19 protein-coding genes are annotated in these 21,442 nt (G+C 33.5%); 5 read left to right on the forward strand and 14 right to left on the reverse strand.

Annotated features, from left to right (window positions below; all coding sequences use genetic code 11):
- Positions 1 to 5: 5 nt before the first annotated feature.
- Positions 6 to 890: a ComEA family DNA-binding protein gene (locus ACM55K_RS05000; protein ID WP_416849148.1), complete on the reverse strand. Its 885-nt coding sequence runs from the start codon at positions 888 to 890 to the stop codon at positions 6 to 8.
- A 278-nt stretch (positions 891 to 1,168) separates the two neighbouring features.
- Here ACM55K_RS05000 and ACM55K_RS05005 point away from each other — a divergent pair, with 278 nt between their 5' ends.
- Complete coding sequence (locus tag ACM55K_RS05005; RefSeq protein WP_416849149.1) at positions 1,169 to 2,806, forward strand: amino acid permease; 1,638 nt, start codon at positions 1,169 to 1,171, stop codon at positions 2,804 to 2,806.
- Positions 2,807 to 2,880: 74 nt separating this feature from the next.
- On the opposite strand, the gene ACM55K_RS05010 is transcribed toward ACM55K_RS05005, so the two are convergent.
- The 6 genes from ACM55K_RS05010 to ACM55K_RS05035 form a co-directional block, all read right to left on the reverse strand.
- On the reverse strand, positions 2,881 to 3,108 hold the full coding sequence (locus ACM55K_RS05010; RefSeq protein WP_099714538.1) for a PspC family transcriptional regulator: 228 nt from the start codon (positions 3,106 to 3,108) through the stop codon (positions 2,881 to 2,883).
- Between the two features lie 97 nt (positions 3,109 to 3,205).
- On the reverse strand, positions 3,206 to 4,477 hold the full coding sequence (locus tag ACM55K_RS05015) for a DUF2851 family protein (RefSeq protein ID WP_416849150.1): 1,272 nt from the start codon (positions 4,475 to 4,477) through the stop codon (positions 3,206 to 3,208).
- Positions 4,478 to 4,616: 139 nt separating this feature from the next.
- Positions 4,617 to 5,099, reverse strand: coding sequence for a 3'-5' exonuclease (locus ACM55K_RS05020; protein WP_416849151.1), 483 nt, complete (start codon positions 5,097 to 5,099; stop codon positions 4,617 to 4,619).
- A 140-nt stretch (positions 5,100 to 5,239) separates the two neighbouring features.
- Positions 5,240 to 6,637: a Gfo/Idh/MocA family oxidoreductase gene (locus ACM55K_RS05025; protein WP_416849152.1), complete on the reverse strand. Its 1,398-nt coding sequence runs from the start codon at positions 6,635 to 6,637 to the stop codon at positions 5,240 to 5,242.
- Positions 6,638 to 7,188: 551 nt separating this feature from the next.
- Positions 7,189 to 8,550, reverse strand: a complete 1,362-nt coding sequence (locus tag ACM55K_RS05030) for a pyridoxal-phosphate dependent enzyme (RefSeq protein ID WP_416849153.1) — start codon at positions 8,548 to 8,550, stop codon at positions 7,189 to 7,191.
- A gap of 158 nt (positions 8,551 to 8,708) precedes the next feature.
- Positions 8,709 to 10,664 carry a putative porin gene (locus ACM55K_RS05035; protein WP_416849154.1) on the reverse strand — a complete coding sequence of 652 codons (1,956 nt, stop codon included), beginning with the start codon at positions 10,662 to 10,664 and terminating at the stop codon, positions 8,709 to 8,711.
- Positions 10,665 to 10,839: 175 nt separating this feature from the next.
- On the opposite strand from ACM55K_RS05035, the gene ACM55K_RS05040 reads away from it, so the two are divergent.
- Positions 10,840 to 11,499 carry a ribonuclease HII gene (locus tag ACM55K_RS05040; RefSeq protein WP_416849155.1) on the forward strand — a complete coding sequence of 220 codons (660 nt, stop codon included), beginning with the start codon at positions 10,840 to 10,842 and terminating at the stop codon, positions 11,497 to 11,499.
- Position 11,500: 1 nt separating this feature from the next.
- Here the strand turns inward: ACM55K_RS05040 and lipB are convergent, their stop codons facing one another.
- On the reverse strand, positions 11,501 to 12,205 hold the full coding sequence (gene lipB / locus ACM55K_RS05045; RefSeq protein WP_416849156.1) for a lipoyl(octanoyl) transferase LipB: 705 nt from the start codon (positions 12,203 to 12,205) through the stop codon (positions 11,501 to 11,503).
- Between the two features lie 109 nt (positions 12,206 to 12,314).
- Complete coding sequence (locus ACM55K_RS05050) at positions 12,315 to 13,055, reverse strand: hypothetical protein (protein ID WP_416849157.1); 741 nt, start codon at positions 13,053 to 13,055, stop codon at positions 12,315 to 12,317.
- 206 nt (positions 13,056 to 13,261) lie between these two features.
- Between ACM55K_RS05050 and lysS the strand changes: the two genes are divergently transcribed.
- The 3 genes from lysS (at position 13,262) to ACM55K_RS05065 (ending at position 15,886) form a co-directional block, all read left to right on the forward strand.
- Positions 13,262 to 14,971: a lysine--tRNA ligase gene (gene lysS, locus ACM55K_RS05055; RefSeq protein ID WP_416849158.1), complete on the forward strand. Its 1,710-nt coding sequence runs from the start codon at positions 13,262 to 13,264 to the stop codon at positions 14,969 to 14,971.
- A gap of 319 nt (positions 14,972 to 15,290) precedes the next feature.
- Positions 15,291 to 15,521 (forward strand): DUF433 domain-containing protein, encoded by a 231-nt coding sequence (locus tag ACM55K_RS05060; protein ID WP_416849159.1) that lies wholly within the window; start codon positions 15,291 to 15,293, stop codon positions 15,519 to 15,521.
- The gene (locus ACM55K_RS05065) at positions 15,521 to 15,886 is read left to right on the forward strand and encodes a DUF5615 family PIN-like protein (protein ID WP_416849160.1); all 366 of its coding nucleotides are present in this window, start codon (positions 15,521 to 15,523) and stop codon (positions 15,884 to 15,886) included. Before ACM55K_RS05060 ends, ACM55K_RS05065 begins: the two co-directional genes overlap by 1 nt.
- Before the next feature lie 128 nt (positions 15,887 to 16,014).
- On the opposite strand, the gene ACM55K_RS05070 is transcribed toward ACM55K_RS05065, so the two are convergent.
- The 5 genes from ACM55K_RS05070 to ACM55K_RS05090 form a co-directional block, all read right to left on the reverse strand.
- Entirely contained in the window at positions 16,015 to 16,986 is a 972-nt protein-coding gene (locus tag ACM55K_RS05070) for a transporter (RefSeq protein ID WP_416849161.1), read from the reverse strand.
- A gap of 4 nt (positions 16,987 to 16,990) precedes the next feature.
- Positions 16,991 to 18,028, reverse strand: a complete 1,038-nt coding sequence (locus tag ACM55K_RS05075) for a cytochrome-c peroxidase (protein WP_416849162.1) — start codon at positions 18,026 to 18,028, stop codon at positions 16,991 to 16,993.
- 169 nt (positions 18,029 to 18,197) lie between these two features.
- The gene (locus ACM55K_RS05080) at positions 18,198 to 18,995 is read right to left on the reverse strand and encodes an MbnP family protein (protein ID WP_416849164.1); all 798 of its coding nucleotides are present in this window, start codon (positions 18,993 to 18,995) and stop codon (positions 18,198 to 18,200) included.
- A gap of 113 nt (positions 18,996 to 19,108) precedes the next feature.
- Entirely contained in the window at positions 19,109 to 19,483 is a 375-nt protein-coding gene (locus tag ACM55K_RS05085; RefSeq protein ID WP_416849165.1) for a hypothetical protein, read from the reverse strand.
- 137 nt (positions 19,484 to 19,620) lie between these two features.
- Entirely contained in the window at positions 19,621 to 21,435 is a 1,815-nt protein-coding gene (locus tag ACM55K_RS05090; protein WP_416849166.1) for a hypothetical protein, read from the reverse strand.
- Between the last annotated feature and the right edge of the window lie 7 nt (positions 21,436 to 21,442).

The following is a 21,442-nucleotide window of genomic DNA, read 5'->3' on the forward strand; positions in this document are numbered from 1 at the left end:
TTATTTTAAAAGCCCAAATATAAGCCAATTATATTTGCTTTATCAACAGGAAATCCCTTAATTTTTGTTAAATCCTCAATATTCTTAATATTTCCTGTCATACTTCTATAAGTCACAATTTCTTTAGCCAAAGCATATCTGAAATAATAAAACTGGGAAAGCTCTTTTAAAGAAGCATTGTTAATGTCTATTTTTTTAAAATTCGGGAGTACTAAAATTTTAAAATGGGTATTCAAATTTTCAATAACTTCAGGTGATAATCCCCAAACGTCTTTCATTTGTTCCATTGAAACAAAACCGCCTAAGCTTTCTTTTTGTTTTAAAATCCGCAGCGATATGGCCTCTCCTATTCCATAAATTTTTATCAAATCTTCTTTGGTCGCCTGATTGATATCGATTAAAACAATTTTTTCCTTTTTGGCGAAAGCCTGACTTGTATAATTCCTATAGGCTTTGAATTCTTTTTTATTTTTCACCCAATCTGGAAATTTAAAAAAAGGAGCAATCTCATTTAATAACGAATCCGAAACTTTAGTCACGTTTTGAAATTCTTTAGAAGAATTGACATATCTATTTTCTTTTCTAAAAGCCAATAAGCGGTCAATTTCCTGAACTGACATTCCCAGTTTATATCCTTTATAGTCGGTAATAAAATTAGGATTGAAAGGATAGATTTTAGGGAACTCTTTATAACTATCCGTTTTCATGGAATCAATTTGAGATTGCAGCGAAAGCCATTTCTGTTTTTCTGGATAATTTTTTATTACAGCACTAAAATCAACAAAAAAATAAACCAGTTGCAAAACAATGATAATCGCAAATAATAAAAATACGCCTGTACGTTGCTCCCGAGTGAATTTAAAATAAGTAAGAATTGTTTTATAACTCATCTGATGACCGCGTGTTGATTTATTTAATTAGAATCCTAAAATTATAAATTAAATCTAGACGCATCACTTTCTAAAGGAAAATATTCGAGGAAACAGAAAATTTATTTTGAGTTGCAACAAAATATTCGACATCGATAGATACAATAAAGGCTTTTCTATAAAATAAATCCCTAAAAAGAGCTGCAGATTGTTTTTTTATAACTTAAAACTGAATTATTGTTTTTATTTTTTATAAAAAAGAATACATTTGGAGCTTAATAACAAAAAAACCATATAATATGTCTATTTGGAAAAGAAAACCATTAGCTCAGCTTTTAGCAGAGGCCGCTGATTCTGAAAAGGGATTAAAGAAAACATTAACCGCACCCGGGCTAGTTGCACTAGGAATTGGGGCAATTATTGGAGCCGGATTGTTTTCAATAACCGGACTGGCAGCATCCATGAATGCGGGGCCAGCGATAACAATTTCGTTTCTTGTTGCTGCATTTGGATGTATTTTTGCAGGTTTATGTTATGCCGAATTTTCTTCAATGATTCCTGTTGCAGGAAGTGCTTACACCTATTCTTTTGCAACAATGGGAGAATTTGTTGCTTGGATTATTGGTTGGGACTTAGTTTTAGAATATGCTGTAGGTGCCGCAACTGTTTCTATTAGTTGGTCCAGATATTTTGGTAAATTCTTAGGTGGCTATGGTATTCATATAAATGAAGCCTACATGCTTTCTCCTTTTGAAGGAGGAATAATCAATATACCAGCCGTTTGTATCGTTATGTTAATGTCATTAATATTAATTAGAGGAACTCGAGAATCGGCATTAATAAATGGAATTATTGTTTTATTAAAAGTAACAGTTGTTTTAGTGTTCATTGCTGTAGGATGGCAATACATAAGACCTGAAAACTACACCCCATACATACCTGAGAATACAGGTAAATTTGGAGAATTTGGTTTCTCCGGAATAATTAGAGCTGCAGCAATCGTATTTTTCGCTTATATTGGTTTTGATGCAGTTTCAACAGCAGCACAAGAAGCTAAAAATCCAAAAAGAGATATGCCTATTGGGATATTGTTATCATTAGCGATATGTACCATTCTTTACATCCTTTTTGCTCATGTAATGACAGGAGTTGTAAATTATCAAGCATTTGCTGGAAAAGATGGAATTGCACCTGTTGCGATTGCTGTTGAAGCAATGGGAACTGTTGGACCTGACGGAATGATAACACCTGCTTATCCTTGGCTAAACAATGCTATTTTACTAGCTATTTTAGGCGGATATTCTTCTGTAATTTTAGTGATGCTGATGGGACAAAGTAGAGTGTTTTTCTCTATGAGTAAAGATGGCTTGATGCCAAAAGTATTCTCAGAAGTGCATTCTAAATTTAGAACTCCTGCAAAAAATAATTTATTATTTATGGTAATTGTGAGTCTTTTTGCTGCATTTGTTCCTGCAAGAGTAGTTGGAGAAATGACAAGTATTGGGACTTTATTTGCTTTTATTCTAGTTTGTATAGGAGTGTTAATTATGCGTAAAAAAATGCCAGAAGCACCAAGAGCTTTTAGAACTCCTTTTGTACCTTTTGTACCAATTGCCGGAGTTTTAGTATGCTTGTTTATGATGGTTTTTTTACCATTAGATACTTGGATTCGTCTTATCGTCTGGATGATGATTGGATTCGATTTATACTTATTTTACGGAATGAAACACAGTATTTTAAATAAAGGGAATTTTAGTTTAGATAGTTACAAGACTGTTTCAGGTTCAGGTTTAGGAATGGTATTTGCCTTAATTGTTATAGCATATATCAACCAATTAGATCCAAGTGCAGAAGGCAGTTTCTTATTTTATTTCTCTCTGATATTTGCTGCAATTCATATTTTTATTTACTCTTACAGTTTCAAAAAAACCAGATAATAAAAAGCGCTAATTGAAAAAGGGATTATAAAGTATTTAAGCACTTTATAATCCCTTTTTTTATTTATATCATTTTACAAATCAAAAACTGAAGTTCGTTTGGCTCTAATCAAATCTTTCAAACGAATCCAAAAAGCTAATGTCAAATAAACGGCAAACCACAATCCAACAGTAACAAACGACAAGTAGATAAAAAACAATCGCACACTACTGGCCCGCATTCCTAATGTATCAGCCAAACGGGAAGAAACATGAAAACCGTGTTTCTCAAAAAAAAACTTGAGCTTGATTACTACTGACATCTTTTATTTTATTTGTTGAACTGGTTATTCTTTTATTCGAAATAACAAATTTACAACATTAGCGCAATCTCTGGTAAATAAATCCAAAATAACTGTATCAACTTTTTTTCAACAATTCCATCCCAATAGCACATTCTAAACATTTACTTTTATTGCAATATTCATTCTTAAGTTGCAACAAAGATTGTGTTTCAAAAGCACTTTTTGGTTGTATTCCAAAAGAACTAAATTTATCCATAATCGCATTTTTCTCAGGAGCAACTTCATTTAAAAGTCGTATCAAATCCTCAGAAATTTCCTTTCCCTGACTTTTGGCAAAAGCAAACTGAAGTGGAATTATAGTATTTATAACAATCAAATCGATGAAAGATTTAGAAAGCGGTTTCTTTTTCTTCGGACTTTCCTTATCAAATTGATAATGATTCAACCAATATTCTGAAGCGGTCACTTGGAAAACTTCGTAAATATCTTTTAATGAATTTAAAGTACTTATTTTCGAAAATAAATTTTGCTGACTGTGGTATAAATTGGCCAATTGAGAAAGTCGTATCGTAGGAAAATTATCCGGACGATGCTTGAAAAACTGGACTGGTTCGATACAAATTTTCTCTATTTGATATTTATGTAATAAGTAGAAATACCTGAATTTTAAATCTTTGAAATAATTATCTTCTTTTTCTGCATCCAATAACCCAGAAGCTCCAAAAATCAAAGCTTCAAGATTCTCCACTTCAAAACTTTCTTTTCTAATTATTGAAAAAGGAATCGATTGGGCGATTTTTAAAAAAATTTCTCCATTCGTATTTAAACCAAAATTCTTAGCCAAAAGACAAAACAAAACCGCTTCCCAATCTTGATTGGTTTGTTCCAATAAATCAAATATAGGTTGGGATTTCCTTTCTAAACGTTCAAAAAACAAACGCTCTTGCCAGTTTTTAAAGGTAAATTCATCAATTTCTTTCAGTTGCTTTTCGCAAAAAATCCATGATTTTGGAGCTATCAAAGATTGGTAACTTTCTACAGTCTCTTTCTCAACATAGTTTTTGAGTTCCAAAACTGGAATTTCGGTATTGTTACTTCTAAAAATCTCTGTGTCATGCTCCCAAACCACATGCAAAATCACATTTTCATAACCTGCATCTTTTTCGTGATGATGCACATACCAATCTGAAGATTTAAGATGAATTTCAATGTTTCCGGCCCATTTTTGAGCATCTAAAATGATTTGAGCATTGAAAAAATCAGGACCCGCCAATTCAAGATATTGACCTACATGGACAATTGTGATTTCTTCATTATTGAACGTTTTTAAATTCAAGGTATCGAACTTCTTGAATTTCCAAAGATAATGGAGGAAATCTTCTTTCATATTTTTTTCAGATAATAAAGTATCGACTTAGAAATCAGACTCTAAAGTAACACAAAAACAATAACTTATCTTACAAAATAAAAAAATATTCTTCAATTCACAAAAGAATAGCTGTTTTTAGCTTCGTCCCAAGCAATGACTAGCGGAGTAAATACAATTTGGCGCAAGCCCGAGCATCTGATAAAGCTTCATGATGATTCAACTGTATTTTCATTTCCCGGCAACAATCACTTAATTTGGTTGGTTTTAATCCTTTGGCTTTGTAGATTTTTACGGTACATTCCCAACGAGAAGCGATATTCAAATCAGCATAGTCTAAATTATACAGTGCCATAGATTTAGCGAGAACATTTCTGTCGAAACTTTCATTATGAGCTACAATAACTCTGTTTTTGAGCCGTTTTTGTATTTCAGGATATACTTGCGCAAATGATTTTGCGTTGACCGTATCCCGCGGATATATCCCATGAACTTGAATGGTAAAAGGAGAATATAGATTATTTGGTGGCTTGATTAAACTGACAAATTCATCTACAATTATTCCGTTTTCTACGGTAACAATACCTACGGAGCACGGATGGAACGCGGTTGCGGTTTCAAAATCTATAGCGGTGAAGGTCATTTTATTTGTATTTTATAAAACTAAAAAACCACAAATTTAACGAATTAAATTCGTCAAATTCATGGCTGTAAAAATTTAAATACTTCAAAATTGATGATGACCGTATTTATTTACCCATCAAGAATCAAGGTTTACTTATTTTATGTAATTCTTTTAGACATTGGTTTAAGATCCGTTAAATCCGCGATTTTAATTGGGCTATCCGTTTCTATACTTTTTCTTGCCGCAATTCCAATCAATACAGACATAACCCCATCTCTTATACCTGCAGATCGATCATAAGGATCATCTATTACTGCCGTTTTAAATATTTTATCATGCAACCGTTTGTCTCCACCTCCATGACCTTCTTTTTCAATGGGCACTACTATGGTATCAAAATCTTTCCATAGTTTATGAACTATAATTGATTCGGTACTGGTATTTTCTAGAACAGTTTGTTCCATTTCTCTCGCATGCATTTCTGCTTGATTTACTGCTACATTTTTATTATACGGTATATCTAAAGACGCCTCTATTCTACCTTCAGTTCCGTTAAAGGCTATTCTCCATCCTTCATAAGGAGAATAGGTTGTTAGCGAGTAATTTACAATTACATTATTTGCATATTTTATCTGAGCTGACATTTTATCATAGATGTCAATTTCTTTTCTAAAAAGACAATTATCGCGAATGTATCCATCATGCTTTTCGTTGGCTACATAAAGATTCATTAAATGTTTGTCTTTTGTGATATCATAATAATAATCACACTTGGTTTTATATTCACAGGTTCGGCAATTATTTCCTCTAAACGGACCGTTAGCTCCATAATGTTCTAAATCTCCATAGGCAAAGACTTCAGTGGGATCTGAATCTATCCACCAATTCAACAGATCAAAATGATGGGTTGCTTTATGTACCCAAAGCGAACCTCCTTTGTCTTTTTGACCGTGCCATCTTCTAAAATATGAAGCCCCATGGTAAGTATTTAAGTACCAGTGAAAATCTACAGAAGTAATTTTACCTATCGTATTATTAGCCAATATTTCCTTAATTTTAGTGGCATATGGACTCCAACGATAATTAAATCCAACGATAAGATTTTTCCCTGATTTCCTTTCGGCATTTAAAATCTCTTGTGATTTATTTTCATCGGTGGTAAGTGGTTTTTCAGTAAGCACATCACACCCAAACTCCAAACCTTTTATTATAAATTTATGGTGGGTTGCATCTACGGTTGTAACAATGATCAAATCGGGTTTTGTTGTATTCAACATTTCATCAAAATCTACAAATGTGGGACAATTAACTCCCATATATTCTTTTCCGTACTGAAGTCTTCCTGGATTTATATCGCTAAGTCCAACAAATTCCAAAATATCAGAATATTCTTCAATGAGTCTTTTTCCCCAAAAGCTTGTTCCCCGAACCCCTGTTCCAACAAGAACAATTCTAAGTTTTTTTGAATTGCCAAAAGCGAAAGAATTAATTGGGAAAGCACTATATGCGGCTAACATGCTTATTGATGTTAAAAATTTTCTTCTTGAATTTTCCATGTTTACAGCTTTAATGTTCGGTGGGTTCAAGTTATCAATGCAACTTGAACGTTATTTGTTAATGTTTGTAAATACACTTATAAAACTGCTTTTAAACAAAGTGCAATCGATTACCCAAACATAATTAATAATTCTTAATTCACCAAAATAAAATCAATTAAATTAACATAAATATAAAAAAAACACAGAATAATTGTTATATAAATAAAACTATTCTAAAAAACATACACTTCTTTTAATATCAAAAGACTTAAGTAGAAAAACAACAGAATATCTTTAAAAAATTATAATCAATAATAAAAAATTGATTACAAAACTAATATATGATAGCTACTGCGAAAATCATAGTTGACAGCATATTTAAAATAATTTATAAGATCACAAAAAAAAATATTTTATCCAATAAAATATGCCGTCTTGATTACGTTAGGCAAAATAATAAAATGGGTCTAGATGTATAGAATCCTAAAATCAAACCATATCGTTCAAAAAAAAACCTACAAGGTTAAAAAACCTTGTAGGAGTATATTAAAAAAATGTGCCTTTCAAGTTTATTTTATTGACCCAATAATATCATATTTGGTAATAATATGGTGATTTCCATTCTCTAATTCAACCAAAACCGCATCGTTTTCTTTGGTAAATAATTTCGAAACTTCTTCAATTGAAGTTCCTAATTTCACGATTGGAAATGGTTTTCCCATAATTTCTTTAATAGGTCTATCCGCTACATCTTTATCGGCAACATAACTTTGGAACAAATCACTTTCATCAACTGAACCTACGAAACCTGTGACGTCAATTACCGGAATTTGAGAAATCTTGTATTTACGCATTCTTTCTATAGCGTGTGAAACTAATTCTTCGGTACGAACTACTATCAATGGTTTGTCTATATGATCTTTGATAACATCTTCGGCTTTTTTTATTTCTTCGTCCAAAAAACCTCTTTCACGCATCCAATCGTCATTGAACATTTTGCCTACATAACGACTTCCTGAATCGTGAAAAAGAACCACCACCACATCTTCGGATTTGAAATGTTCTTTAAGCTGTAATAATCCTTTTACGGCTGCACCTGCAGAATTCCCAACAAAAATCCCTTCTTCAAGAGCAATTTTTCGGGTGTAAACTGCCGCATCTTTGTCGGTTACTTTTGTAAAACCATCAATCAAAGAAAAGTCAACATTCTTTGGCAATATATCTTCGCCAATACCTTCTGTTATATAAGAATAGATTTCATTTTCATCAAAAATTCCTGTTTCATGATACTTTTTAAATACGGAACCATAGGTATCAATTCCCCAAATTTTAATCTTTGGATTTTTTTCTTTTAAATATTTTCCAACTCCTGAAATTGTTCCTCCCGTTCCTACCCCAGAAACAAAATGAGTAATTTTTCCACCAGTTTGTTCCCAAATTTCCGGTCCTGTTTGCTCGTAATGAGCTAAAGAGTTGGATGGATTATCGTATTGATTTACATACCAGGAATTAGGTGTTTCTTCGGCTAATCTTTTAGAAACAGAATAATACGAACGTGGATCCGTGGGTTCTACATCGGTGGGACAAACCACCACTTTTGCCCCTACCGCACGAAGGATATCCATTTTTTCTTTGGATTGCTTATCCGAAATCACACAAATAAGTTTGTACCCTTTTATAATGGCTACTAACGCTAATCCCATTCCGGTATTTCCTGAAGTTCCTTCGATAATAGTTCCTCCCGGTTTTAGTCTTCCATCCGCTTCTGCATCTTCAATCATTTTAACGGCCATCCTGTCTTTTACAGAATTTCCTGGATTGAAAGTTTCTACTTTAGCAAGTACCAAAGCATCTATTCCGGCAACAACTTTATTAAGTTTTACTAATGGTGTGTTCCCTATTGTGCCTAATATGTTTTCTGCGTACTGCATTTTATTATTCATTTAAGAGTGTCAGTTGTTATAAATCGCAATACAAAGATAGCATTTTGTTACAAAAAAATACGGATTACTGAATTTTGCACACATTAATTCTTGATGAGATTCTTATCATATGACCTTTTTTACCGGAATATTACACCACGTATTTATTAATTGAAGAAATTCCAAACCAATCCAAAACGGATTGTAAGATCCCGAGAAGGATTATTAGGTGAAGAATAGAAATTATTCCCCGACAGAGTCGAATTAAAATGCTCTACTTTTAAGTAAATTCTGGTTCTTTGAATCTTTGCGTTAATAAAGAAATCTAGGTTTGGATAATTTCCAATTTCCTTTTTATTTTGAACAAAAAACTCACCAATAACCGGATTGTAATCATTCGCAAAATATTTTGTAAAACAATTAAGTGAAACTCCCGTTTGCAAAAACAAAGCGTACTTTTTAAAAAAATAACCCGAATAATAAAAGGTATTTCTCGTCAGAATTTCAGGTACATTTAAGACATTATCTGGCTGACCCACTTTTTGATACAAAACAGTGTTATCTAATGCAAAACTCCCAAATTTCAATTCTTTACTCACTTTAACTGATACATAATTTATCGTGTTCCCGTATTGTGCTGGGGCAACGATTTGAGTATGTGCCAATATTTGCGCAGCGGTTGAAACATCATTAAAATACAAATGATCACTTAGAACTGAATACTGTAACGATGCATTAACCCAAGGTGTGATGGCATTGACGTTAATTGTATTTATTTTTTCATTCTTGAAATCATTTGACCAATTGTATTGAACATAACTACTTTGATACAGGTTGTAATTATTATTTGGCAACTTATTTATGTTTTGATATTGGAATGACAATTCCGTTTCATCATTAAAATCATATTTTACCTTCGCATCCAAATTTGATAAAGATTGATTAGTAATCGATCTTGAATACAAAAATTTACCGTTCCATTTATTTTTTCGGTATTCATACTGCCCTCCTACATTATTTATGTTTTGACTTAAAGAACTACCAACCGTTTTATCATCAAAAATCAATATCTGGTTGTAATAGTAATTAGATCTGAAATCCTCCACAAAAAACTGAAATTTCCCTAAAGTAGTGTTCTCATAAATTAGCCCTGCCTTATTGTACATTTTATTATAACGGGTTTGGTCATTGATTCCACTATCTTTAAAAGAATCTCCAAATCTATACACCATCATTCCTCCTACAGCTGAAGGAACAGTCGCCTGATTGTATTCAAAAAATTTATTTTCGTAATTAAACTGATGCGTTACATATAAATTATTAGCACCCTTATTCGCATTGATTCTAAAATTGTGATCCAAGAATATTCTTTTCCCTTTCAAAAATGATTTAGCATCTAAAAAATAGACCTCAAGTCGTTGTCTGTTGTTGTATTTAGGATCTTCACTTTCGAAATTACTAATTGTTGTAATTCCTCCATTTTCTTCATTTAGAATATCCTGAGACGTGAAATGTGCATTAGAAAAATAGCGTTTATTTTTAGTATTATAACTTACGGTGAATCTAAAATTTCCCGTACTTGACAATTGATTTATATATTTCCCTTCAGATCGTAATCCTCTGTAGGCAATAGAAAAATTAAGATTTTCAGATGTATTCAACGTAATAAACGCATCTGTCGACTGGCCTTTTTGTAGGGTAGTTTTAAAATATAGTTCGGTAACAGGAGTGGCTACAGAGCTATATCGTATTTGGTTTGCTTCTAGAAAATTAAAATGTTTTGCTTTGAATCCAAATTCTGGTAAAGGCGAAAAATCGGTTAAACTATATTGCAACGTATTGTATGTTTGTCCATCATTTGGAAAAGGTAAAAGCCCAAAAATGTCTTTTCGTAAATAATTATGACTGTATTCTTTTTGAATGGTCAGCGAAGTATCGATATAAGTTGTATCACGATCCAAAGTAATCACCCGATACATATCTATGGTAGCAACTGGTTGTTTCTTTTTACTTATTGAATCCGAGCTGTTGTATTTACTATTGAAGTCTAAATTTTTACTTTTTTCCTGAGAAAATAGCAAACTGGAGAATGATAAAAAAATAAAAAAAAAGAGAATTCTCATTTGAAATGGGTATAATTAGGCAATTATTTTTACAATTTTAATCAAGCAAAGGTAATTTATAAAAACATATAAATAAAAAAACACAGCATTTTATAGGATTGTTATAACAAATAGAAAATTAACGGATTTTTACAGAGAAAATTTTATAACCTTTGTTAATTCAAAGTAACACTATATGCTTTCAATTAATTTTTCGAAAATTATTCTGGAATCCGGAACTGATGAAGCGGGTCGTGGTTGTCTTGCCGGCCCTGTTACTGCAGCGGCCGTAATATTACCATTCGATTTCAAAAACGTAATCCTTAACGACAGTAAGCAACTTTCAGAAAAAATCAGAGAAAAATTAAGACCCATTATTGAGCAACAGGCCATTTCTTTTGCAGTTACGCATCTTGAACCTTTAGTAATTGACGAAATCAACATTCTCAATGCGTCCATAAAAGCGATGCAGGAAAGCATTTTAAAACTCAATCCCATACCTGAATACATTATTGTAGATGGAAATGCGCCACTGATCCATAAAAAAGGAATAAAAAACCGTGGAGGAAAAATTTTTACCGCTGCTGAACTCGAAATTTTAAATTCGATTCCAAATACGAGTATTGTAAAAGGCGATTCTAAATTTATGAGTATTGCCGCTGCTTCGGTATTGGCAAAAACCTATCGGGATGAGTATATGAATCGGATTCATGAGGAATTCCCAATGTACAATTGGAAACAAAACAAAGGATATCCTACCAAAGAACATCGTGAAGCAATACGGAAATATGGGATAACGAAATACCACCGAATGACTTTTCGATTGTTACCGGAACAATATTCTTTTGATTTTTGATTTAAGATTTCTCAAATGTAGCTTCGAACAAATGGGAGAAATGTTTTAGGATTTTCTCTTTCACTTCTTCTTCGTTTACTCTTTCAACTCCAAGTTCTACGTTTAATGTAGTTACCGCTTTACCGCGAATTCCACACGGAATAATATTGTCAAAATAACCCAAATCCGCATTTACATTTAATGCAAATCCGTGCATGGTCACCCAACGGGAAGCACGAACGCCCATAGCGCAAATTTTTCTTGCAAATGGTGTACCTGCGCCTAACCAAACTCCTGTTTCCCCTTCGCTTCTACCGCAAGAAATCCCATATTCTTGAAGGGTAAGAATAATGGCTTCTTCCAGAAAACGCAAGTATTTATGAATATCAGTAAAGAAATTTTCTAAGTCAATAATTGGATAACCCACAATTTGTCCGGGTCCGTGATAGGTGATATCACCGCCACGATTAATTTTATAGAAAGTGGCTCCTTTGGCTTGGAGTTGCTTCTCAGATAAAAGCAAATTACTTAAATCGCCACTTTTACCCAAAGTATAAACATGAGGATGTTCCACAAAAAGGAAATAATTGGGCGTTTGTAAACTCGTTTCCTCTCTCCTATTTTTAATTTTTAAGTCAACTATTCCTTTGAACAATTCTTCTTGGTATTCCCAAGTTTCCTTGTAATCTTTGTTCCCTAAATCTTGAAGTTGGATGGTTTTGTTCATTTGTCATTGCGAGGAACGAAGCAATCCTGTTTCGTTCCCTTATTTTTGATTGGTAAAGGTACAAAGTTTTCAAGAATGAATAATACAGTGTTCCATTACATCTTTTAGTTTAAAATTCTGGTTCCAAAATCACCTCTAAATTCGTGCTTTCTGGATTTTGTAAACAATCCGATAACAGGAATTGCAATTCTAATGCTTTTTTGTCTTCGCTTATTTTTGCATTTGTATTCGAAACTGATTTTATTTTTCGAGGAAAATGATATTTTAAAACATAAGGTTGATTGATTTTAAAATTGGCTACTCGGGTTTTCAATTCTGAAATTTTATTTTGTTGTTTTTTTAATTCAACTGGATCTGTAATTTTCACTGTTCTTTTAAAAAGACTTCCGTCAAAAGCATAACTCACATTATAATAATGTTCTTCGGCAGTTAAGGCATAATTATGTTCTAAATCATCCGCATACTCTTGGGTTTTGTATAAATCCGCCACTTCGTCTATTTTATCGAAGTTTTGATTGATTTTTGTTCGAAATTCCTTCTCGTAAGAACTTTTCTTTATGTGAACGTTTACGGTTGCATATTTTTGAAAAATAGCCTTTTCGGATGCCGGAAGTTTCGAAAATGTTTCCGAATATTTCGTTATAAAATCCTTGAAAACGTATGTTGTGTCCTCGAATTTTTCTTCTTTCGAATAATTTTCACCCGCTATTTGCATGTAGCTGTGTTCGTCGCGAAGTGATTCGGTTTCTATTCTTCCCGTTCCGTCCTGGTTTAAATGGATGGTTTCGGTGATTTGGCAGCTTGTAGCGAGTAGCCCTAAAAGCAAAAAAACGTAAATTTTATTTTTCAATTTTTATGATTTTGAATCGTTATTTCTTACCAAATGTAAAATAATAACTACAATCCCTAGCCCAGATTACAGTGAAAATCCTTTTTATTTTTTCTTTAAAAATAAAAAGATTGTAACGGAAAGCTGGAAATAGCTCCAAAAAACCTTTAGCACTTTGCTACTTTGCTACTTATACAGTATCTTTGCGCTCTTAAAAACAGCATAAAATGGCATTATCCGAACAAGAAATATTACGTAGAGAAGCACTTACCGAATTACGCAATTTAGGCATTGAGCCTTATCCAGCAGCCGAATTTATCACAACCGCTTATTCGAGCGAAATCCTAGCCGATTTCGAGAAGTACGAAGGAAAGGAAGTTGTTTTAGCAGGACGTTTGATGGGTAAGCGTATCATGGGAAAGGCGTCGTTTGCAGAATTGAAAGATGCTGAAGGACGTATTCAAATCTATGTTTCAAGAGATGACATTTCGACTGATGAGGAGAAAACAATGTACAATGTAGTTTTCAAAAAACTATTGGATATTGGGGATTTTATTGGGGTTCGCGGAACGGTTTTCAAAACGCAAGTTGGGGAAATATCAGTTCATGTTTATGGATTGACGGTTTTAGCGAAAGCCTTGAAACCACTTCCTGTGGTAAAAACGGATGCTGATGGAAAAACGCACGATGCTTTTGCAGATCCGGAACAAAGATACCGTCGTCGTTATGTAGATTTAACAGTGAACGATCACGTGAAAGAGACTTTTATCAAAAGAACTAAATTGTTCAATGCAATGCGTTCTTTCTTTAATGATAAAGGATATTTAGAGGTTGAAACTCCTGTTTTACAACCAATTCCTGGTGGTGCTGCAGCGCGTCCTTTTATCACGCACCACAACTCGCTCGATATGCCTTTATACATGCGTATTGCGAATGAGTTGTACTTGAAAAGATTAATTGTTGGTGGTTTCGAAGGGGTTTATGAGTTTTCGAAAAACTTCCGTAATGAAGGAATGGACCGTACGCACAACCCGGAATTTACTGCCATGGAAATATATGTAGCCTACAAAGACTACAACTGGATGATGAAATTTGCCGAAGATCTTTTGGAACATTGCGCGATTGCCGTAAATGGGAAATCAGAAGTGACTTTTGGAGAACATACCATCAATTTCAAAGCACCTTATGCTCGAGTTACAATGACCGATTCTATCAAACATTTTACAGGATTTGATATTTCTGGAAAAAGTGAAACAGAGTTATTTGACGCTGCCAGAGGTATGGGAATTGATGTGGATGCAACCATGGGTAAAGGAAAATTGATTGATGAGATTTTTGGAGCAAAATGTGAAGGAAATTATATTCAACCCACTTATATCACGGATTATCCAAAGGAAATGTCACCATTGTGTAAGCAACACCGTGACAATCCGGAATTGACAGAACGTTTTGAATTAATGGTTTGTGGTAAAGAAGTAGCGAACGCTTATTCTGAATTGAATGACCCAATTGACCAAAGAGAACGTTTTGAAGACCAAATGAGATTGGCTGAAAAGGGAGATGATGAAGCCACTGGAATAATCGACGAAGATTTCTTAAGAGCTTTAGAATACGGAATGCCTCCAACATCTGGAATGGGAATTGGAATGGATCGATTAATTATGTATTTGACTAATAATGCTTCTATTCAAGAAGTATTGTTGTTTCCACAAATGCGACCAGAGAAAAAACAAGTTCAAATTGAATTGCTAGACGAAGAGAAATTAATCATTGCTCTTTTGAAAACCAATGAAAGCAAAATGGATTTGGGATTATTGAAAGTAAAATCAGATTTGAGTGGAAAGAAATGGGATGCTGCCATGAAAGGCTTGGCTAAACATGGTTTAGTGAAAGTCGCTTTAGTAGGTGATAGTAAAGTGGTGGAATTAGCGGAATAAAAATATTAAAGCATTCATTTAATCTGTTGGATATTAACATTGATAACGGGTTATGACATTAGTTTGTACGTAAAATTGGGTTTAGGCATTTTGTATGATTGTATAACTTGTTACTTTAATAAATCGAGACTTATGGAAAAAATAAAAAACGGCGTGTATAAAACTTTGACTGCGTGAGCACAATTTTATTCTACCTAATGTCAAGTGAATAGTTCAAAGTTTGGGTTCGAATCCCTACTCACGCGCAAAAAAGGAGCTTCGATTGAAGCTCCTTTTTTATATAGAATATTATCTTTATATTTGAGTAAAATTAAACAAGATGGAAAATCTAATTTCAAGAATTACAATAAACCCAGATGTTTGCCACGGAAAGCCAACTGTAAGAAATATGAGATGGCCGGTGGAAGTAATATTAGACATGTTAGGTTCTGGTATGGAAACTAGCGAAATTCTAGAAGACCATCCTGAATTAGAGAAAGAAGACATTTTAGCTTCATTGTATTATGCCAAATTATCGATTTCAGGTGATATTCTAAAAGAAGTAAGTTAATGAAATTTCTATGTGATGTCCATATTTCAATAAAACTTGCAAAACACATCAATAACCAAGGATTTGAATGCATTCATATTAATACAATTCTTGATAAATGGTTTACATCTGATAGTACTATTGCTAAATTTTCCGATTTAAACGATTTAATACTAATCACGAAAGATTTTGATTTTAAAAGCTCCTTCCTAGTTCATAAAACTCCAAAAAAATTAATAAAGATAAATTTAGGCAATATATCAAACACACAATTAATTAATAACTTCAACCAATTTATTACTGAAATAGAGACAATCAACAATAATCACAATCAATACATGATTGAAATTGACAGTCATTTTATTAAAGTGACTAGCAATCAATAAACTTATGCAAACAGTCAAAATCACCTAATTTGTGCTTTTTGCGTTTTTTTGGAGATTGGATTTGATAGTTTCGCTATTCATTCTTAAAAAAATAATAAAAGAAGGAGCTCTCGAGCTCCTTTTTTACTTTACAACGTATAATTCAAATTGATACTCCAACGGTAATTGGCTTCGATTTTTGAATTCGATAAATGTTGATTGATGGGAAGCATCGCGTTGACACCAATGGAGAAGTCTCCCTTTCCGGCTTCTATCCCAAATTTACTAAAAAGAATATCTCCTGCAGTATCCGGTAATTTTTCTCCATATTGCTTATTGGTTTCATAGACTTCGCCAGCCAAGCCTAATTGCGGAACCAGTTTCACAGCCGGTAAATCAAAAAGATAAAACAGTGTACTGCCGTAATTAAATTGATTTCCAAATTGGTACTGCTTTTGGTTTTCGGTTTTGAAAGTATAATTCAGCATCGTGCTTAATCCCAAATTTTGCTTTTTTATAACATATTCAGAAACCAAAAGATAATCCCAACTGCCTGTTCCTACTTGGAAACTCTGATTCACACTTCCGGTATTGTTAGCTTCATCAAATTTTCCTGTTGGTATTTTTACTCCACCACCCAATTGCAGTTTATGCGTAAAAACCGTGCTGTCTTTGTGCGTTTGATACACGGAATACATCGCCATAACGGAGATATCGCCCAATCCTTGAATATTTTCTGTTCCGGTGGAACGTTCCCGATTGTGAAAATGATACGGAACCAAAGCCGAAATCTGGATTTTTTCTGTAATTGGAATTTTAGTCCAAATTTGTACTGTATTGAAATTTTCATCTATCCACGGTGAGTTGGCGAAAATCCCGTCTCTGCTCGTATAACTTTGATTGAAATAGCGCAAGCCTACAAAATTGTTGTTCAGCATAGAACTAAATCCCATACTTCCACCACTGGCTGAACAGCCACAGGCATCACAATCATCTTCGAAATCTTCCAGTAATTGCATTTTCTGGAAAGTAAATCTCGAAATGCTATCTTTTTCAATTTTAGCAGAAACAAACTGGTTTACAAAAAGAAATAAAACAATAATTAAAATTTTATTTTTCATGGTTTTAATATTCTGAGAATCGTTTATCGGTGAGATATTGATTATCGGTTAGTGTTTTTAGGAAGGCAATTAATTGTGTCTTTTCAGTACCAGAAAGCGGAATTCCTAAATTTCCGTTTTGATTTAGAATCGGGTCTAAAGTTACCCCATTTACAACTCCGAAAGCATAATGATTCAAAACGGATTCTAATGTTCCGAATCTTCCATCGTGCATATAAGGCGCCGTTTTTTCTATATTTCGCAAACTGGGCACTTTGAATTTATAATAATCCGCTGCTACTTGTGTCACACGAAATCTTCCCACATCATTTATTTGCGGATTGACTGCCAAACCATTATTTCGATAGGAATTATCAGTCATCAAATCCGTGGCGTGACACGAAGCACATTTTGCATTAAAAAGAGCATACCCAGCTAATTCCTCCGACGCTAAAGTACCTCCCGTTTCATTACGTCTGTATTTATCAAATTTAGAATTGTATGAAGTCACCATCAACATAAATTGAGAAAGTGCTTTCAGCATATTTTCGGTATTTATGGCTCCATCAGTAAATGCTTGCTGAAAAAGCTTTTGATAGGTTTTATCCGCTTTCATCATGGCAACAATTGCCGTCAGATTTCCATTCATTTCAATAGCACTTGTCAATGGAATAATGGGTTGTAAGTCCAGATGCGTTGTTGCCCCATCATACATAAATGCCGTTTGATAGCCCAGATTTTGAATCGGAGGCGTATTTCTGGTTCCTATATTATCACCCACGCCGTGACTGAAAGTATGTCCATGATGTGTAAATGCATTTTCCTGAATGTGGCAAAAACCGCAAGAAACAAGACCATCTGAAGATAATCTTCCATCGTAAAACAACTTCTTACCCAGTTCAAATCCTTTCTCTGTTGGCGGATTCAATGCAATATTATAAGCCAAATCCGGAAAATTAGACGGCACTTCGAAATCTAAAGGTTTATTGACATAAACATCATCTTGATCCGAACAACTGGAAAGTAAAGTCAAAAAGAGAAATAACACTATTAATTTGTACATCTTCACGTTTTTTAGCCCTGATAGTAATGGAAAGCCCGCAGCAGAAAAATGTAGTTTTTCTTGCTGGAAAAAAGCGACCAAAGGAAGCTCTTTTTCCAGCTTAGAAAACCACATTTTTTAGCGAGGACTTGCAATGTATAGCAGGAAATAGCTTCTAATTCAACACGAATTAATCGTTATGAACGTGCGCTACCGTAAACATTCCGTTAAGGTTTGCTGTGATTAAAGGCAAATTTGTTCCGCCCATAATCATGGCTCCCATTCCGCCCATGTTATTGTCAGACAATTTGATTTTGTTTGTTCCGTCGATAATTTTAGACACATCGGCTACAACATGAATTTCTGGAGCAACAGTTGTTCGTACCATCGCTTTTGTAGGCAAATCAAGTGTTACTTCGGTATAGTTATAATTTGTTCCCGTTTGCCCTGTATGGACCATAAACGACGTACTGTTAGCCACTGTCGCAGACGTAAATGTACCTTCGAAAGCCAGGAATTTATACCCCGCAGACCAACTCCACAACATATCGGCAGCTTGAGCTGTAGCCAGGAAATTTCCTTGGCCCGCTGCGCCCAATTCCCATTGCGCTTTGTCAACTCCTATTCCAAATTTTACTTTGGTGTAATTTGCCGCAGGAACATTCGTTAATTCCAATAAATGACTGGCTTCCGTAGCTTCATCAACGATAAAATAGCTTTCGCTTTTTGGATAGGTAAAAGTAGTTCCATCCTCTTTTGTCAAGACGATGTTGCTGATAATGTATTTAACGGTATTGATTTTCAATATTTCCCCGTTGGAAGTCATATTAGCTTGGGTGTTTAAAATCAAGTCATTTGAACCAAAAGAATTATCGAATTCAACCCCTAAGTTTCCTGTTCCTGAGATTACCTCATCATTATTAGTACAGCCTGTAAACACAGTGCTTAATGCAATAATTGCTATTGCTTTATTCAGTAAATTTTTCATTTATATGATTGTATATTTCTTATTTTTTGTTTTGAAATAATTGCACGTACAAAACAGTTTCAAATGACATTTGTCAAATGAAAAAATACACGCAAAGGTGTTTCAGCTAAAATTTATGAAATAAAAATGGGCGGATGAAAAATGGAATATAAATTCAGGTGGGAATATAAATTACTATATTTTGAATGTATTGTTGTTTTGGTATTTCCATTATAAACTAATAAGGAAAAGTCGTTTTTGATATCCAAAATTATATCAACGGTATCAAATGTTGTATTTTTTTTATTAGAAGGTGTTTGTTTTTCTTCTTCTTGTGCTTTGGCTAATTCTTTCATCAAATGGCACTTTCCATTACAATGCATCATCGGTTTTGCCTTATTAACACACAGTACTTTTGAAATATACTCATAATTAACAGCATATTCTAAAACCGGGAATAGTGGCTTTAGAAACAGGAACAATACTATTATGAATGCTATTTTTTTCACGCGGCAAAGGTAGATTATAATTCTTTAAAGTAAATATAATTTGAAAAATTAAAAGACCTTTTTTATTTCATTATATTATTTCTTCGATTACATAAAATAATTAAATAGGCCTGAAAAAATTTCAAGCCTATTTAGTATTAAACCAGAACTAATTCCGGAATTTCAATTTCAATCAATTCCGTTTTATAGGAATTAAATTGATTTAGAATTTCTTTTTTAGTTGTTTCGAAAAAAGGCGTTGTTGAAAATAAATCTTCATAATATGCAATTCCTTCCATCAAATTCTTTTTGAATGAATGCCATTTTTTTATTTGTGCCGCAGTAATTTCATCAGAAACTGCTGTGATTTCATTTTTTAAATAATCCAAATACATTTTTAATTCTTTGACAAATAGATTCGGGCGATTCGTAACCGTTAATACTGACGCGTTTCCGTAAATATGTTGCACCATTTTAGAAAGTGAAACTTCTTGATCAAAATAAGCCATATTGGGTCCGGGACAAATAATTACGCCTTGTGCCTGACCTTTAATTTTAATGTCATTTTCAAGATAAGAAGCATTGGCCAAACCTACACAAAGGCATGCTTTTTCAGTGATGCTATTTTTCTTTTTTTCGAAAATTTCCGCAGATAAAACATCTTTTTGTTGGAGTAATTCCTCCAGTTTTAAATCTTGGTATTTTTTGGAAGAAGTGCAAATTCCTTTTACATCGTATTCTTTGCTTAACGCCAAAAATCGTTTTGGACACGAACTTCCCGCTTTACTTTCCTCAATACGTTTCAGTTTTAATTTTTCATTAGTTGTTCCTCGTAAAGTATTAAAAGGAATTCCCAAAGGCGAAATATGACTTAAATACAAATCCTCTTCTTTGGCTCCAGCCAATAATACTCTGGTGTGTTTATCTACCGAAGTCGCTTCGGGAACCAATAAAAACGGGGAACCCCAACCCACAGCATCAACTTTATAATGGTCCAATAGAAAATCATGTTCTTCAGCAGTTCCTACGCCACCTTGAACGGTGATTTTTAAATCTAATGGTTGTTCCGGAATATGCATTTCTTTTTGCCCCAAGGCTTTCACCATCAAATCATGGGCAGATTGAATCAATTGGTCTTTTTTCTGTTTGAATTCTTCTAAAATGGGTCCCAACAAATAACCTTCGGTTGCAAAAGCATGTCCTCCACAATTTAGTCCAGATTCTATTCGGTATTCAGAAACCCAAAGTCCTTTTTTAGCTAAAAAATTTCCTTGAATCATCGCCGAACGAAAATCGCTTACTTTCAGCGTAATTTTCTTTTTAAGGTTGTTATTCAAATCTGGAAAGAAAGCCGTAAAATTTTCAAAATAACTGTACAATCTGGGATTCATTCCGGCAGATAAAACAACTGAAGATTCTAATGTGCTATTGGCAAAACCCCGAAGAGCAGCATGTGCATCATTGAAAGCAATTGGTAATTGTTCGTCTTTAATGAAATTATCCTTATCGAGTTTGGTCATTATGTTCACATCAATAGCCCCCGGATAAAGATTATTCTCCAGATAATTTTTGATATTTTCTTTGAAAGTAAAACCGTCTTCCAACAAATTTTGCAAGCCTAATTTAATCTCCGATTTATTGGGCAACATTGCCATATAATTTTCCAATGCCAATTTGCTTTCGGACAATTCAGTTTTGAAATTTTCAAATTTTTCTTTTACGATTTTGTCTACCAAATTCAAATAAGAAGTAATACGTTCCGCGCGATAATCATGTATTTTTTGAGTAATTCCCTGGTAAGGAAGGTCAAATTTTTTGCTATAAAAAGCATTCATCTTTTCGATAAGTTCATCATCCATAATTGAAATTACGGAAGATATTCCATACTTCGCTACTCTTATAGGACTATCAATCGTATATGCAAGTCCCATTACCGGAATATGAAATGTATGAAGTGGTTTAATTGTTGTCATGCCTAAA

It is taken from the genome of Flavobacterium arabinosi (assembly GCF_048158725.1).
Taxonomy (GTDB): domain Bacteria; phylum Bacteroidota; class Bacteroidia; order Flavobacteriales; family Flavobacteriaceae; genus Flavobacterium; species Flavobacterium arabinosi.

Excerpts from the sequence above, each read along its gene's own strand:
- ACM55K_RS05065 (WP_416849160.1), top strand. The coding sequence starts at position 15,521 with ATGAAATTTCTATGTGATGTCCATATTTCAATAAAACTTGCAAAACAC.
- ACM55K_RS05070 (WP_416849161.1), bottom strand. The coding sequence starts at position 16,986 with ATGAAAAATAAAATTTTAATTATTGTTTTATTTCTTTTTGTAAACCAG.
- lysS (WP_416849158.1), top strand. The coding sequence starts at position 13,262 with ATGGCATTATCCGAACAAGAAATATTACGTAGAGAAGCACTTACCGAA.
- ACM55K_RS05060 (WP_416849159.1), top strand. The coding sequence starts at position 15,291 with ATGGAAAATCTAATTTCAAGAATTACAATAAACCCAGATGTTTGCCAC.
- ACM55K_RS05090 (WP_416849166.1), bottom strand. The coding sequence starts at position 21,435 with ATGACAACAATTAAACCACTTCATACATTTCATATTCCGGTAATGGGA.
- ACM55K_RS05040 (WP_416849155.1), top strand. The coding sequence starts at position 10,840 with ATGCTTTCAATTAATTTTTCGAAAATTATTCTGGAATCCGGAACTGAT.
- ACM55K_RS05015 (WP_416849150.1), bottom strand. The coding sequence starts at position 4,477 with ATGAAAGAAGATTTCCTCCATTATCTTTGGAAATTCAAGAAGTTCGAT.
- ACM55K_RS05010 (WP_099714538.1), bottom strand. The coding sequence starts at position 3,108 with ATGTCAGTAGTAATCAAGCTCAAGTTTTTTTTTGAGAAACACGGTTTT.
- ACM55K_RS05080 (WP_416849164.1), bottom strand. The coding sequence starts at position 18,995 with ATGAAAAATTTACTGAATAAAGCAATAGCAATTATTGCATTAAGCACT.
- ACM55K_RS05020 (WP_416849151.1), bottom strand. The coding sequence starts at position 5,099 with ATGACCTTCACCGCTATAGATTTTGAAACCGCAACCGCGTTCCATCCG.
- ACM55K_RS05035 (WP_416849154.1), bottom strand. The coding sequence starts at position 10,664 with ATGAGAATTCTCTTTTTTTTTATTTTTTTATCATTCTCCAGTTTGCTA.
- ACM55K_RS05005 (WP_416849149.1), top strand. The coding sequence starts at position 1,169 with ATGTCTATTTGGAAAAGAAAACCATTAGCTCAGCTTTTAGCAGAGGCC.
- ACM55K_RS05025 (WP_416849152.1), bottom strand. The coding sequence starts at position 6,637 with ATGGAAAATTCAAGAAGAAAATTTTTAACATCAATAAGCATGTTAGCC.
- lipB (WP_416849156.1), bottom strand. The coding sequence starts at position 12,205 with ATGAACAAAACCATCCAACTTCAAGATTTAGGGAACAAAGATTACAAG.
- ACM55K_RS05030 (WP_416849153.1), bottom strand. The coding sequence starts at position 8,550 with ATGCAGTACGCAGAAAACATATTAGGCACAATAGGGAACACACCATTA.
- ACM55K_RS05075 (WP_416849162.1), bottom strand. The coding sequence starts at position 18,028 with ATGTACAAATTAATAGTGTTATTTCTCTTTTTGACTTTACTTTCCAGT.
- ACM55K_RS05000 (WP_416849148.1), bottom strand. The coding sequence starts at position 890 with ATGAGTTATAAAACAATTCTTACTTATTTTAAATTCACTCGGGAGCAA.